7 protein-coding genes and 1 tRNA gene are annotated in these 14,305 nt (G+C 61.4%); 1 reads left to right on the top strand and 7 read right to left on the bottom strand.

Annotated elements, in window-relative coordinates; translation table 11 throughout:
- Positions 1-101 precede the first annotated feature (101 nt).
- On the bottom strand, positions 102-1,784 hold the full coding sequence (locus C4K27_RS28275; protein WP_053262886.1) for a flavin monoamine oxidase family protein: 1,683 nt from the start codon (positions 1,782-1,784) through the stop codon (positions 102-104).
- A gap of 182 nt (positions 1,785-1,966) precedes the next feature.
- Complete coding sequence (locus tag C4K27_RS28270; protein WP_007926099.1) at positions 1,967-2,428, bottom strand: Lrp/AsnC family transcriptional regulator; 462 nt, start codon at positions 2,426-2,428, stop codon at positions 1,967-1,969.
- A gap of 221 nt (positions 2,429-2,649) precedes the next feature.
- Between C4K27_RS28270 and C4K27_RS28265 the strand changes: the two genes are divergently transcribed.
- Positions 2,650-5,016: a glucose/quinate/shikimate family membrane-bound PQQ-dependent dehydrogenase gene (locus C4K27_RS28265; protein WP_053262885.1), complete on the top strand. Its 2,367-nt coding sequence runs from the start codon at positions 2,650-2,652 to the stop codon at positions 5,014-5,016.
- Between the two features lie 82 nt (positions 5,017-5,098).
- Here the strand turns inward: C4K27_RS28265 and C4K27_RS28260 are convergent, their stop codons facing one another.
- The 5 genes from C4K27_RS28260 to dnaG all read right to left on the bottom strand — a co-directional run bounded on the left by C4K27_RS28260 (position 5,099) and on the right by dnaG (position 14,011).
- Positions 5,099-5,884: a WaaZ-like lipopolysaccharide core biosynthesis protein gene (locus C4K27_RS28260; protein WP_223816106.1), complete on the bottom strand. Its 786-nt coding sequence runs from the start codon at positions 5,882-5,884 to the stop codon at positions 5,099-5,101.
- Between the two features lie 290 nt (positions 5,885-6,174).
- Positions 6,175-6,251, bottom strand: a tRNA-Ile gene (locus tag C4K27_RS28255).
- Between the two features lie 15 nt (positions 6,252-6,266).
- The gene (locus C4K27_RS28250) at positions 6,267-10,010 is read right to left on the bottom strand and encodes a bifunctional diguanylate cyclase/phosphodiesterase (protein WP_053262883.1); all 3,744 of its coding nucleotides are present in this window, start codon (positions 10,008-10,010) and stop codon (positions 6,267-6,269) included.
- Between the two features lie 121 nt (positions 10,011-10,131).
- Entirely contained in the window at positions 10,132-11,979 is a 1,848-nt protein-coding gene (gene rpoD / locus C4K27_RS28245; protein WP_007926106.1) for an RNA polymerase sigma factor RpoD, read from the bottom strand.
- Positions 11,980-12,046: 67 nt separating this feature from the next.
- Positions 12,047-14,011: a DNA primase gene (gene dnaG, locus C4K27_RS28240; RefSeq protein ID WP_053262882.1), complete on the bottom strand. Its 1,965-nt coding sequence runs from the start codon at positions 14,009-14,011 to the stop codon at positions 12,047-12,049.
- Between the last annotated feature and the right edge of the window lie 294 nt (positions 14,012-14,305).

Below are 14,305 nucleotides of genomic sequence, written 5' to 3'. Positions count from 1 at the left end.
GACTCCTCTGTGCGCTGGACTGTCACTGTAGCCGTTGCCGCGGGCTGCTCAAAGGCCACGAGCGTTGCGCTCGATCGCAGCCTGCGGCAGCGGCTACGGGTTCAGTCGGCCAGGGCGATGGGGCCGATTTCGTGGAACATGTCGCCCGGTCCCGGGTTCTCGGCGTGGGTCTGCCCGCCGAAGTGCTTCATGATGCCCCAGACCGCGTTGAGCGAGGTCTGTACCGCGCCCTCGACCCAGGCCGGAGTCCAGGACACATCGTCGCCGGCGATGAAGATACCGCGCTGCTCGGCGGGCAGGTCGTCCTGCATGAAGTGCGCGTACATGCGCTGGTTATAGCGGTAGTGGCCGGGCAGCGCGCCCTTGAACGCGCCGAGGAAGTGTGGATCGGCCTCCCAGGACACAGTGATCGGATCGCCGATGATGCGCCCGGCGATATCGACTTTCGGGTAGATTTTCTTCAGGGCATCGAGGGCCAGCTTGACCCGTTTTTCCACCGGGTGCGGCAGCATCTTCAGGGCGTCGCTCATCCACGAATAGGACAGGCAGATGACCCCCGGCTTGTCGTCGCCGTTATCGAACAGGTAGGTGCCGCGAGTCAGGCGATCGGTGAGGGTCATGCTCATCAGGTCGCGACCGGTTTCCGGGTCTTTGTCTTTCCAGAACGGCCGGTCGACCATGACGAAGGTCTTCGACGATTGCATGTAGCGGGTGCGGTCCAGGGCCATCCACATCTTCTGCGAGAACAGCGACTCTTCGCATTCGATCTGGGTGGTCAGCAGCCAGCTCTGGCAGGTGGTCAGCACTGCTGCGTATTCGCGGGTATCGCCCCAGTTGTCGGTGACGCTGAAGCGGCCATCGGCGGCCCGGGCGATGCGTTTCACCCCGGGACGCGGAGCGCCATGGTGCAGCGAGCTGAGGCTGGTGCCTTGCGGCCAGTGGGCGCAGCGCTCCGGCACATGGCGCCAGATGCCCAGTGGCACCTGCTCGACACCGCCGACCACCAGGTGCTGGTGATCGTCGCAGTTGGTCATCACCACACGGAAGATTTCCAGCATCGAATTGGGGAAGTCCGAATCCCAGCCGCCGGTGCCGAAACCGACCTGGCCGAACACTTCGCGGTGATGGAACGACAGCTTGGCGAAGGCCTTCGAGGTGGCGACGAAGTCATAGAAGGTGCGGTCGTCCCACAGCGGCACCAGGGTGTTCCACAGTTCCTTGAGGCGTGGCACGTCGCGGTCGCGAATGGCCTGCTGGATTTCGCCGAAGCGCGAACCGTCTTCCAGGGCATCGGCCCAGGCGTCGGCCACTTCCTGGAACAGCGCCGGCAGGTCGGCAAGCTTCTGCGCGTAGTGAGTCTGGCCTTCGAGGTCGATCACCGTGCTGCCGGAAGCCGGGGTCAGCGGGTTGGGAAAGGGTTTGGTCTCCAGACCCAGCTTGTCGACGTAGTGATAGAAGGCCGTGGAGGACACCGGAAAGCGCATGCCACCCAGTTCGGCGATGATCCCTTCGGCGCCTTCGAACGCCTGGGAGCGCAGCCGGCCGCCCATTTTCGAGGCTTCGTACACCACGGGCTTGAGGCCCAGCTTCATCAGCTCGTAGGCCGCCACCAGCCCGGCGATACCGGCACCGACAATCGCCACTTCGGCGCCATGGTTGGCTTCGGGGATGCTGCCCAGGCCGGCGGGGTGCTCGATCCAGTCGTCGAAGGCGAACGGGAAGTCCGGGCCGAAAATGGTGATGGGTTTCTTACCGTCTGCAGGATGGCGATTGTTCTTGTTCATGGCTGACCTTGCTGGCGACTCGAGCAGAGCGCTGAGTATAGGAAAAGATGGCAGCCATTCTAGGGAGCGTTGCGTACGTTAATAAGACGCAAAATGTCGTCGTTTTGGATGATGAGCAATCAATATGACGATTTATCTTTGCAGATTGACGAGTTGCGCATGTCGCAGCGAGGGTAGGCCCTTCAGACGGGCTGCCCACGGTCGATCTTGCTGCTGAGGATGATCGAGGTGGTGGTCTTTTCCACACCGTCGACGCTGCCGATCTGGTCAAGCAACTGGTCCAGCTGTTCCGGCGAATCGGTGCGCAGCCAGGCGACATAGTCGAATTCCCCACTGACCGCGCAGAGCTGCTGGACCTGGGCCATGGCGCTCAGGCGCCGCAGGACCTCCTTGCCGGAACGCGGCTGCACCTTGATCCCGACGTAGGCCTGCAAGCCGCCATCGATGACCCGCTGACCCAGGCGCACGCCATAACCGGTAATCACCCGCGCCTTTTCCAGCCGCGCCAGGCGCGAGGTCACGGTGGTACGGGCGATCCCCAACTGGCGGGCGAGCATGGCCACGCTTTCGCGGGCATTGATCTGCAGGGCCGCGATCAGTTGGCGGTCGATTTCGTCGAGGACGGGAGGGCGGCTGTCAGACAAGGTGAACTCCGGCGCGGGCAACGGTGGCCGAGCATGTTACAGGCTCGCTCCAGGCGATGCTTGCGGCATGGCGTCAGTTGTATTGGCTGCCGGCCCTGTAGTGACGGCCAGGCTCAACAGCGCGGATGACATTTTTTGCCACGAATTGCCTGCGACAAGTTGTCATAAGTAACTGGTTAGTACATTCTTGCGCCACGTAAAGAATGGGAGAAATTTCCGACATGAATAATTCTGGGGCTGCCACCGGCAGCAAATGGCTGCTGGGGGCGCTGGGTTTGCTGATCACATTGATCGGCCTGGGGCTGGCCGGCGGGGGCGGGTACCTGGTCAGTCTGGGCGGCAGCTGGTTCTTCCTGCTGATGGGCCTGGCGATGATCGTTTCCGGGCTGCTGATCGCCCGGCGTAACCCGCTTGGCGCCTGGCTGTATGGGGGGGCGCTGGTGCTCACGGCGATCTGGGCGGTCTGGGATGCCGGGCTGGAGTACTGGCCGCTGGTTTCGCGGGTGCTGACCTTCGCCGTTATCGGCCTGGTGGTGGCGCTGATCTACCCGACCCTGGTGCGTGCTTCGGGCGCGACCGCCGGGCGTGGCGCTTATGGCCTGGCCGGCGTGCTGGGCATTGGTGTCGTGGCGACCCTGGCCTACATGTTTGTGCCGACCCACGTGGTCAAGGCCAGCAGCGAGCCGGCGATCAAGCCTGTGGCTCCAGGTACCGAGCAGAAAGACTGGGCCCATTGGGGCAACACCACCGCCGGCAATCGTTTTGCCGCGCTGGACCAGATCAACAAGGGCAACATCGACCAGTTGCAGGTGGCCTGGACTTTTCGCACCGGCGATATTCCGCAAAGCACCGGCGCGGGCGCCGAAGACCAGAACACACCGCTGCAGATCGGTGACACGGTCTATACCTGCACCGCCTACGGCAAGGTGTTCGCCCTGGACGCCGACACCGGCGCCGAACGCTGGAAGTTCGATCCGCAAGGCTCGGCGCCTAACTGGCAGCGGTGCCGTGGCCTGGGTTATTTCGATGCTTCCGTCGAGCCTGCTGCTGAACCCTCGGTCGCTCCGGCCACCTGCACCAAGCGTTTGTTCCTGCCGACCGGCGATGCGCGCCTGATCGCGATCAACGCGCAAACCGGCAAGCCGTGCGAAGACTTTGGCGACAAAGGCACGGTCGACCTGAAAACCGACATGGGCGAAGTGAAGCCTGGCTACTACCAGCAGACTTCGACCCCGCTGGTGGCCGGCAATGTGGTCATCGTCGGCGGCCGGGTGGCGGACAACTATTCCATCGGCGAGCCGCCGGGCGTGGTCCGCGCCTTTGACGTGCGCAGCGGCGAACTGGTCTGGGCCTGGGATCCGGGCAACCCGAACACCACCAAGCGTCCGCCGGCAGGCGAGACCTACACCCGCGGTACGCCGAACGTCTGGTCGGCCATGTCCTATGATGCCAAGCTCGGTCTGGTCTACCTGCCGACCGGCAACGCCACGCCAGACTTCTTCGCCGGCCAGCGCACGGAGTTCGACGACAAGTGGAGTTCGTCCATCGTCGCCCTGGACGTGAAGACCGGTCAGGTGCGCTGGCACTTCCAGACCACTCACCATGACCTGTGGGACTTCGACCTGCCGGCGCAGCCGCTGCTGTACGACGTGCCGGACGACAAGGGCGGGGTGCAGCCGGCGCTGGCGCAGGTCACCAAGCAGGGTGAGATCTTCCTGCTCAACCGCGAAACCGGCGTGCCTATCGCCCGGGTGGAAGAGCGTCCGGTGCCGCAGGGCAATATGCCGGGCGAACGCTACTCGCCAACCCAGCCGTTCTCGGTGGAGATGCCGTCGATCGGCAACCAGACCCTGACCGAGTCGGACATGTGGGGTGCCACGCCATTTGACCAGTTGATGTGCCGTATCCAGTTCAAGGGCATGCGCCATGAAGGTGTCTACACCCCGCCGGGCCTGGATCATGCCTTGCAGTTCCCGGGCTCCCTGGGCGGCATGAACTGGGGCAGCGTGTCGGTGGACCCGAACAGCAACTATATGTTCGTCAACGACATGCGCCTGGGCCTGGCCAACTACATGATCCCGCGGGCGCAGATCGCGGCCGGGGCCAGCGGTATCGAAATGGGCGTAGTACCCCAGGACGGCACGCCGTTTGGGGCGATGCGCCAGCGTTTCCTCTCGCCTGCCGGTATTCCGTGCCAGAAGCCACCGTTCGGCACCCTGTCGGCCATCGACCTGAAAACCAGGAAGTTGGTGTGGCAGGTGCCGGTCGGTACCGTGCAAGACACCGGTCCCCTGGGTATTCGCATGCACATGCCAATCCCGATCGGCATGCCGACCCTGGGTGCATCCCTGGCGACCCAGTCCGGCCTGTTGTTCTTCGCCGGCACCCAGGATTTCTACCTGCGCGCCTTCGATACCGGCAACGGCAACGAAATCTGGAAAGCCCGCCTGCCGGTGGGCAGCCAGTCGGGGCCGATGACCTACGTTTCGCCCAAGACCGGCCGGCAGTACATCCTGCTGACCGCGGGCGGCGCGCGTCAGTCGCCGGACCGTGGGGACTATGTGATCGCTTATGCATTGCCCGAATAACGGCTGATCCTGGCCTTACAGAAAAACCGCGCAAGGCGCGGTTTTTTTGTGGGCGAATACAATCCGTCCGAGCATGGAATGCTCAGCGATTAACCAGCTTGTCGAGTTCGTCGAGACTGATCTTGGGAATGATCGAAGTAGGGATGCTCGACGTGGGGGACAGGTTGTAGACCGAGAAATCCTTGCCCATGACCTTGTCCGACATCAGCTTCAAGGACGGCAGGATCCGTGATTGCAGGTGCTGGTCCAAGCCGCAGGGCGACTTGAAGGTATCTGGCGTTTCATAAAAACGCCCTTGGGCAGGATTCAGGTCGACGCCCACCAGGATCGCCGTATTGAAGCCGGCGTGATAGGCGAGTTGCAGCGCCAGATAAGCCACCGTGCGGGCGTCGAAGAAACCCAGTTCAAGGTTCTTGCTGAAACCGATGGTCCGGCTCCTGTTGCCCCAGAGCAGGGGAGGGCGAACCAGATCGCGGTTGCTCCTGAGTAATCGCTGCATCCAGGTCTGTCGTGGCGCCTTCTTCAGCAGAAACAGCTCGCCGCGAGGCTGGATTGGAATCGTGCGGGCATGTTCTTCCCAGAGCGCCACGCGCTGACTGACAGCCATTGCCTGGGTGAAGAGCTCGGGTTGCTGGAGGGAGAAGCTGGTGTCGGTGCAGGCATAAAAAAAGGGCTGTATGCCGGTCCCGCGGAACATCGAGATGGCCCCGTTCATGGTGATCATCGGGATGTTCGAGAAGGCTTCGATAGGGAAGTCCTTTGCCGAACTACCGGATGCAATGATGAAAACAGGGCCTTGCTGAATATTTCGGCAACGTGCAAACCCCGTTGCCCGGCCAGGCGAAGGCGCCGTAGATACTACTTCCATGTGTTGTGTCCGAATCATCAGGCCACTCTGATTATTATGGGGTGGCTTAAGTGGTGCATCACGCCGGGGAAAGGACAGGCTCTCCCCCATTGATAGAAGTGCAGTCTAGGACCAAACAAAGGCCATGCACGACTTCCGAACGGTTATGACCGCCGCGGTTTTTAATAGTTGTGCGGTAGGGCTGATTTCTTGGAAAAAACGATCGGGCGTTTTGCTGGCCTGGCGGCCGAATGGAGGGATTTGCAGCGCGTTGAATACGCGAAAGCCGCGCAATGCGCGGCTTTCAAAGATGGTGGGCCCACACGGACTCGAACCGTGGACCAAAGGATTATGAGTCCTCTGCTCTAACCGACTGAGCTATAGGCCCTCAGTAGGCCGCGGATTATAGCGACGGTTTCTCGGCTGTGCTATCCGAAAAATCCGAAACGGGAAGGCGTAGAAAGGTCGCAGCGAATTCGTCGGCGCTCAGCGGCAGGCTGATGACGTAGCCCTGGATCTGTTCGCAGCCTTCGTTCCCGAGGAATACCTGCTGGTCATGGGTTTCCACGCCTTCGGCGATCACGGTGAATTGCATGCTGCGGCCCAGGGCGATGATGGCCCGTACGATCGCCACATCGTGGGGGTCGTCGGGCAGGCCACGGACGAAAGATTGATCGATTTTCAGGAAATCCAGCGGCAGGCGCTTGAGGTAGCTCAGGGACGAGTAGCCGGTACCGAAATCGTCGATGGCCAGCTGGACGCCCAGGCGCTTGAGCTGGTGCAGGACCGCCAGGGCTTCCTCGGCCTGGCTCATGATGAAGTTCTCGGTAATTTCCAGTTGCAGGAAGCCGGGTTTGAGGCGGTTGTCTTTCAGCAGTTGTTCAATCCGCCCCAGCAGGTTCGGCTGGCGCAACTGGGCGCCGGCGAGGTTGACCGAGAGCGGGCCGAAGCTGTCGTAGCGCTCGTTCCACTTGCGCAGCTGTTGGCAGGCGTGTTCCAGCACCCAGTCGCCGATCTGCAGGATCATGCCGTTCTCTTCGGCCAGGGGGATGAAGTGTTCGGGCGGGACATCGCCGAAGGTCGGGTGATGCCAGCGAATCAGGGCTTCGGCGCCCACCAGCTCCTGGTCGCCCAGCCTGATCTTGGGTTGGTAGTAGAGATACAGCTCGTTGCGTTCGATGGCCCGCCGCAATTCATGTTCCAGGGCCACGCGCTCGCTGGCCTGGGCGGTCAGGTCGCGGGTATAGCTTTCGACCCGGTTGCGGCCCTTGGCCTTGGAGCGGTACATGGCGGCGTCGGCATTCTTGACCAGGGTGGCCACGTCGCAACCGTCCTTGGGGTAGAGGCTGGTACCGATGCTGGCACTGATGAAAAACTCGTGCTCGCCGGCCTGGAACGGCGCGGTGAAGCAGTTCAGCAGCTTGTTGGCGATGTGGTCGGCATCGCTGGGCTGCTGCAGCCCGGGTAGCAGGATGATGAACTCGTCGCCACCCAGGCGGGCCACGGTGTCGATATCCCGCAGTTGTTCTTTCAGGCGCACGGCAATGCCCTTGAGCAGCAGGTCGCCGACCGGGTGGCCGAGGCTGTCGTTGATGTGCTTGAAGCGGTCCAGGTCGAGAAACAGCACGGCGCCCTGTCCACCATTCTCCTGCTGGTTGTTGAGGGCAGTCAGCAGGCGGCTTTCGAACAGGGTACGGTTCGGCAGGCCGGTCAGCGGATCGTGGTGCGCCTGGTAATCGAGCTTGGCCTGGGCGTGCTTGAGGCTGGAGATATCGGCGAATACCGCGACGAAGTGGGTGATGAACCGGTCTTTGTTACGCACCGCGCTGATGGTCAGCCAGCTGGGGTACAGCTCGCCATTTTTGCGCCGATTGCAGATTTCCCCTTGCCAATGACCTTCGGCGGTCAGTTGGTGCCACATGGCGGCGTAAAAGGCGCTGTCATGCAGGCCGGAAGCCAGCAGGCGCGGAGTGTGGCCCAGGGCCTCGGTTTCGCTGTAGCCGGTGATTTCGGTGAATGCCCGATTGACCGCGCTGATGTGCTGCTGGGTGTCGGTGATCAGTACGCCTTCAGCGGTGCTCTCGAACACGGTGGCGGCCTGTTGCAGCTTCTCCTGCATCAGGTGGCGCTCGGTGATGTCGCGGGCGATGGTCAGCATGCAGTCTTCGTCGCCGATCGGCAGCGGCCGGCTCGAGAGCTCGCAGAGGCGGATCTGACCGTCATTGCGGCGAATATGGCAGCTGAAGTCGCGCACGAAGCCATCCCGCTGCATCAGGTCGAGCATCTGCCGGCGCTCGTTGAGGTTGACCCAGATGCCCAGCTCCAGCGTGGAACGGTCGACGGACATGGCGCTATTGAAGCCGGTGATACGACTGAAACCTTCGTTGACCTCTATCAGCAAGCCGTCGCGCTGGCGGCTTAGCAGCAGGCCGTCCGGCGAGGCGTGAAAAGCCTTGGCGAACTTCTCTTCTGAGGTTTGCAGCTGCTGTTGGGTTTCCTTCAACTGGCTGATATCGCGAACCACCACGACCAGGGCGGGCGTAGTGTCGAGGTCGAAGGGTTCGGCGGAGATCAGCCCGGTGAACAGCTGGCCGTTGCTGCGCCGAAAGGGCATTTCCAGGTTACGGATACTGCCGGCCTGCAAGCGTTGCAGCAGCCCAGGGCCGACGCCCTGAATACCCCAGATATTCAGCTCGGTGGCCGTTTGGCCGATGACTTGCTCGGCACTCAGGCCGATCTGTTCCTCGAACGCTTCGTTGACCTCCAGCAGGCAGCCATCCGACAGGCGGGCAATGACCAGGATGTCCGGGCACTGTTGGAAGACCGAGGCGAATTTCTGTTCCGAGAGCTGCAGGGCCTCTTCGGTGCGTTTTGTCTCGCTGATGTCGATCATCAAGCCGCGCATGATCGGTTCATGCCCATGCTCGATCAGGCTGACGATGTCGCGAACCCACAGGCAGCGGCCATCAGCGGTGATCACTCGGTAATCCAGGCTGTGATCGCGCCCGGCCAGGACTTCGTGGTCGCAGAAGTGCTGGGCGCGCGTCAGGTCGGCGGGGTGGATGATGTTTCTCCAGAACCCGGGAATCAGCCAGTGCGAAAGGGGATAACCCAGCAATTGCTCGGCATGGGGCGACACGTAGCTGTAGGTGAAGTCGCTGATACGCGCTTCCCAGGCGATTGCCGACAGGCTTTCGACCAGGCCGCGGTAATGGTATTCGCTGCTGCGCAGCTCCTGTTCCAGGGCCACGCGCCTTGCGATCTCGGAGCTCAGCCGGCGATTGATGCGGATCACTGCCGCCAGAATGGCAAACAGCAGGAGCAGCCCTGGCAGGCCATAGAACAGCAGGTCCGACCAGAACGAACGGTGGTCGAGCACATTGCCCACCCAGCGCTGCTGGATCTCGTTGACCTCCGCCGGGCTTATGTCAGCCAGCACCTTGTCGAGAATGCTTACCAGTATCTTGCTGTCGCGGGGGACGCCCATGGCCAGCTGATAGCGGTAGGGCGTCTCGCCACTGACATAGAGCCCGTCGAGCTTCAACTGCCGCAGGCTCCAGACACTGGAAGCCAGGTCGCCGACCACGGCATCGACCTGATTGAGGGCCAGCGCTTGCAAGGCCGAACTCACATTGGGCAGGGCGACCAAGTTCAGGTCGGGATGGTGGGTGCGCAGCAGTTCATGGGGGGCGTAATTCTCCACGACGGCGATCTTCAGGCCGTACAGGTCCTGGAGCTTGCGAGGTTGCGCGCCGCCTTTATGGGCCAGGATCACGATGGGGAAGTCGAGGTACGGACGGGTGAAGGCCAGATAGTTTTGCCGCTCCGGGGTCGACATGATGCCTGGCAGCAGGTCCAGCTTGCCCTTTTTCGCGGCTTCGAGCACTTCGCTCCAGCTGGCGGGTTCTATCGGCTTGAGCGTGATCGCCAGGCGATCCTGGATCAGATGGATATAGTCCGCCGCCAGGCCCTGGTAGCGCCCTTCCTCATCGCGATATTCGAAGGGCGGCCACGAAGCGTCGACGCCCAGGCGCAATTCCGGATGGGCGGAAAGCCAGCCACGTTCTTCATCGGTGAGCGTCAGTGCGCCAGCCGTTGCGGTCCAGGCGAGCAGCGACAGCACCAGCACGGTCGGCAGTCTGGGCATAACGGTCTCGTTATGACACGGGGAATGTTTCGAGTGTAGACGGGCAATCCGGAGGGAGTGAAGCGCGGGGAGTTTTAAACTGCACAAAACAAGACCCCCAGCAGGGCTGGGGGTCTTGGTATTACTCGTCGAGGAAGGAGCGCAGGTGCTCGCTTCTCGTCGGGTGGCGCAGCTTGCGCAGCGCCTTGGCTTCGATCTGGCGAATCCGCTCACGGGTAACGTCGAACTGCTTACCGACTTCCTCGAGGGTATGGTCGGTATTCATGTCGATACCGAAGCGCATGCGCAGTACCTTGGCTTCACGGGCAGTGAGGCCGGAGAGTACTTCGCGAGTCGCTTCCTTGAGGCTCTCAACGGTAGCGACATCGATTGGCGACTGCATGGTCGAGTCTTCGATGAAGTCGCCCAGATGGGAGTCTTCGTCATCACCGATCGGGGTTTCCATGGAGATCGGCTCTTTAGCGATCTTCAATACCTTGCGGATCTTGTCCTCAGGCATTTCCATGCGTTCGCCCAGCTCTTCCGGGGTCGGTTCGCGGCCCATTTCCTGCAGCATCTGCCGGGAAATACGGTTGAGCTTGTTGATCGTCTCGATCATGTGCACCGGAATACGGATGGTGCGGGCCTGGTCGGCGATCGAGCGAGTGATCGCCTGACGGATCCACCAGGTGGCATAAGTCGAGAACTTGTAGCCGCGACGGTATTCGAACTTGTCTACCGCTTTCATCAAGCCGATGTTGCCTTCCTGGATCAGGTCGAGGAACTGCAGGCCACGGTTGGTGTACTTCTTGGCGATGGAGATCACCAGACGCAAGTTGGCTTCGACCATCTCTTTCTTCGCGCGACGGGCCTTGGCCTCGCCGATCGACATGCGACGGTTGATGTCCTTGATCTCGGCGATCGTCAGGCCGGTCTCGGTCTCGAGCGCGGTCAGCTTCTGCTGGCAACGAATGATGTCCGGCTGCAGGCGACCGATGGCTTCGGCGTACTTGGCCTTGCCTTTGGCCAGTGCGTCGGACCAGCTTTCGTCCACTTCATTGCCAGGGAACTGGCGCAGGAAGTCGGCGCGTGGCATGCGAGCATCACGAACACAGAGCTGCATGATCGCGCGCTCTTGCTGACGCAGGCGATCCAGGGCGCTACGAACGCGTTCAACCAGGCCTTCGAATTGCTTCGGAACCAGTTTGATCGGCATGAACAGTTCAGCCAGGGCCAGCATTTCAGCCAGGGCTTGCTTGTGTTCACGACCGTGCTTTTTCAGCGCCTTGCGGGTGATTTCCATCTGGTCGGCAACGGCGCCAAAGCGCTGGGCTGCGATGACCGGATCCGGACCGCTTTCGGCTTCTTCTTCGTCGTCACTGGCTTCGGCGTCATCGTCGTCGGTGTCGTCGTCCGCTTTCGCGGCCTTGGCATCGACAGGCGGTGGTACTTCGGCGGCAGGCGGCGCGATGCCGTCGTCCGGGTCGATGTAACCGCTCAGGACGTCGGACAGGCGACCACCTTCGGTGGTGACGCGAGTGTATTCGGAGAGGATGTGCTCAACCGTGCCAGGGAAGTGCGCGATCGCGCCCATCACTTCACGGATGCCCTCTTCGATACGCTTGGCGATTTCGATTTCGCCTTCACGTGTGAGCAGCTCTACCGTACCCATTTCGCGCATGTACATACGCACTGGGTCGGTAGTGCGACCAATGTCGGTTTCCACTGCCGCCAACGCTGCGGCGGCTTCTTCAGCTGCTGCTTCGTCGGTATCGGCTTCGGCCAACAAAAGGGCATCCGCATCCGGAGCACTCTCGAATACGTTGATCCCCATGTCGTTGATCATGCGGATGATGTCTTCCACCTGTTCCGGATCTGAAATATCCTCCGGCAGGTGGTCGTTGACCTCCGCGTAAGTCAGGTAACCCTGCTCACGACCACGGCTGATCAACTCTTTGAGGCGAGACTGCTGTTGCGCTTTTCCGGACATAACACCCTATCCACTGAAGGTCTTGGCGGGCAAAAAACAAGCCGAGGATTATACCCGAGCTATGACCTCACGCGCCAGTTGAGGTCGGGTTTGATGCGGGAACATTGCGTTTTAAAAGCTCAAGTAGCTGAATTTTTTCTTCGCCACTCAATTCGCTTTGACGCGATTTCCTGAGAAGTTGTTCCAAAGCACGCTCACTTTGGCGAGCGGACAAGCTTTTAATGGTGTCGAAAAACTGTTGTTCAAGGTTATCGCCCTCAATCAACCATTCCTTTTCTGCCAGCGCCTTGATCAGGCGGCCTTGCTCCGTGCCGTGCCAACGCGCCATCAGTTGATGAATAGAGCGTAGCTTAGGATTTTTCTGCACGGCTTCGATCAGGGCGACCAGCAACTGGGTATTGGTGTTGTCGTCGGCGGCGAAATGCCCGGCGTCTTCAACTTTCTCGGCCAGTTGCGGGTGATGCAGCAATGTTCGAAGGGCTGACAGTGTAGGAGGTTCGACGGCGGCCGGAACGCGCGGGGCACGTGGTTGATCGCGATCGCCATTACGCTTGCCCTTTTTGTCCCACGGCTTGTTCTCCCACTTCTTGCCGCCGGCACCGCTTTTCTTCGGCGTCCATTCCTGCTGCGGCACATAGGCTTCTTGCGGCTCGTGGTAGTCGGCATAGTCCGGCATGGCGTCGTAATCGATGCCGGCGTCGTACGCCGGCGGCGCTTCTTGTGGGGCGCTGTGCACCAACTGGTTGACGGTCTCGTTGTTGAGGCCGGTAATTTCACTGAGGCGCTGGCGCATCAGGGTCCGCAGGTTGGCTCCGGGGACCTTGTCGATCAACGGTGCAGCCAGGGTGGCCAGGTGGGCCTTGCCCTCGAGCGAGCGTGGATCGGCTTCGTCCGTCAGTTGCTGGAAGAAGTAGTCGGCCAGCGGTTGAGCGTGTTGATTGATGCGTGCGCGAAAGGCGTCGGTGCCTTCGGAGCGGACCAGGGTATCCGGATCTTCCCCTTCGGGAAGAAACAGAAAACGCGCCCGGCGACCGTCCTGCAGGCTGGACAGGGTCGCCTCCAGCGCGCGCCAGGCGGCCTTGCGCCCGGCCTGGTCGCCGTCGAAACAGAACAGGACGCTGGGCACGATACGGAACAGGCGCTTGAGGTGTTCTTCGCTGGTGGCGGTACCCAGGGTCGCAACGGCGTTACGCAGGCCTTGTTGGGCGAGGGCAATCACGTCCATGTAGCCTTCGACGACGATGATTTCGTCGAGGTTGCGGTTGTTCTTGCGGGCTTCGAACAGGCCGTAAAGCTCCTGCCCCTTGTGAAAAACCGGCGTTTCCGGCGAGTTCAGGTACTTCGGTTTGTCGTCGCCCAGTACCCGGCCACCAAAGGCGATGATCCGGCCGCGGCTGTCGCGGATCGGAAACATCACCCGGTCGCGAAAGCGATCGTAGCGTTTGCCGGTTTCGGCATTTTCGATCAGCAGGCCGGCGTCGATCATGGCTTTCTGCTGCAGGGTGTCGCTGCTCAGGTGCTTGAACAGGTTGTCCCAGCCGGGCGGTGCAAAACCGAGGCCGAAGTCGCGGGCGATCTCGCCGGTCAGGCCGCGCCCCTTGAGGTAGTCGACCGCGGCCTTGCGGGCCGGATGGCTTTTCAGGGCCTGGCGATAGTAATCGGCGGCGGCGCTCAGCAGCGGGTAGAGCGGCGAGTCGGTTGGCTGCCGGGGCTTGTGCGAGCGGCCGCTTTCCTCGCGCGGGATCTCCATGCCGGCGGCTTTGGCCAGTTCCTCGACTGCCTGGGGGAAGTCCAGGTTGTCGTGGTCCATGATGAAACCGAGGGCGTTGCCGCCCGCGCCACAGCCGAAGCAGTAGTAAAACTGCTTGTCGGGGCTGACGCTGAAGGAGGGGGTCTTTTCCTTGTGGAACGGGCAGCAGGCGGTGTAGTTCTTGCCGGCCTTTTTCATCTGCAGGCGCGAGCTGACAACATCGACGATGTCGGTGCGGTTCAGAAGGTCGTCAATAAAGCTCTGGGGAATCAGCCCGGCCATGGCGTTCTCGTCATCACTGCGCGAAAGAATTGGACCAATGCGAAGGCTTCGAAAGTGGGTTGTTCGAGACGCAACGGCTGCGCGTTCGACCATCTGTCGTCGGCTTGATCGCTATCGGGAAGTGTATCTGCCGAAAGTCCACTGACGTTAGTTTCAATCAGTCTTCGACTATTTGAAGATATTGCTCTGAGTCCGACAGGTCTCGGATGGCTCATAAGCGGGCGCTGGAGAAGGGCGCCTTGGGCTGAGTCTGTTGAGGAATCAGAATAAAGTGTGCTCGTCAGTAGCCTTGGA

The organism is Pseudomonas chlororaphis subsp. chlororaphis (assembly GCF_003945765.1).
GTDB lineage: Bacteria > Pseudomonadota > Gammaproteobacteria > Pseudomonadales > Pseudomonadaceae > Aquipseudomonas > Aquipseudomonas chlororaphis.
Note: the sequence above shows the minus strand (reverse complement) of the source record. Positions and strands in the feature narration are given on the sequence as shown.

What these genes read in the sequence shown, in the direction of transcription:
- C4K27_RS28275 (WP_053262886.1), bottom strand. Translation starts at nt 1,784, where the DNA reads ATGAACAAGAACAATCGCCATCCTGCAGACGGTAAGAAACCCATCACC.
- C4K27_RS28265 (WP_053262885.1), top strand. Translation starts at nt 2,650, where the DNA reads ATGAATAATTCTGGGGCTGCCACCGGCAGCAAATGGCTGCTGGGGGCG.
- C4K27_RS28260 (WP_223816106.1), bottom strand. Translation starts at nt 5,884, where the DNA reads ATGGAAGTAGTATCTACGGCGCCTTCGCCTGGCCGGGCAACGGGGTTT.
- C4K27_RS28250 (WP_053262883.1), bottom strand. Translation starts at nt 10,010, where the DNA reads ATGCCCAGACTGCCGACCGTGCTGGTGCTGTCGCTGCTCGCCTGGACC.
- rpoD (WP_007926106.1), bottom strand. Translation starts at nt 11,979, where the DNA reads ATGTCCGGAAAAGCGCAACAGCAGTCTCGCCTCAAAGAGTTGATCAGC.
- dnaG (WP_053262882.1), bottom strand. Translation starts at nt 14,011, where the DNA reads ATGGCCGGGCTGATTCCCCAGAGCTTTATTGACGACCTTCTGAACCGC.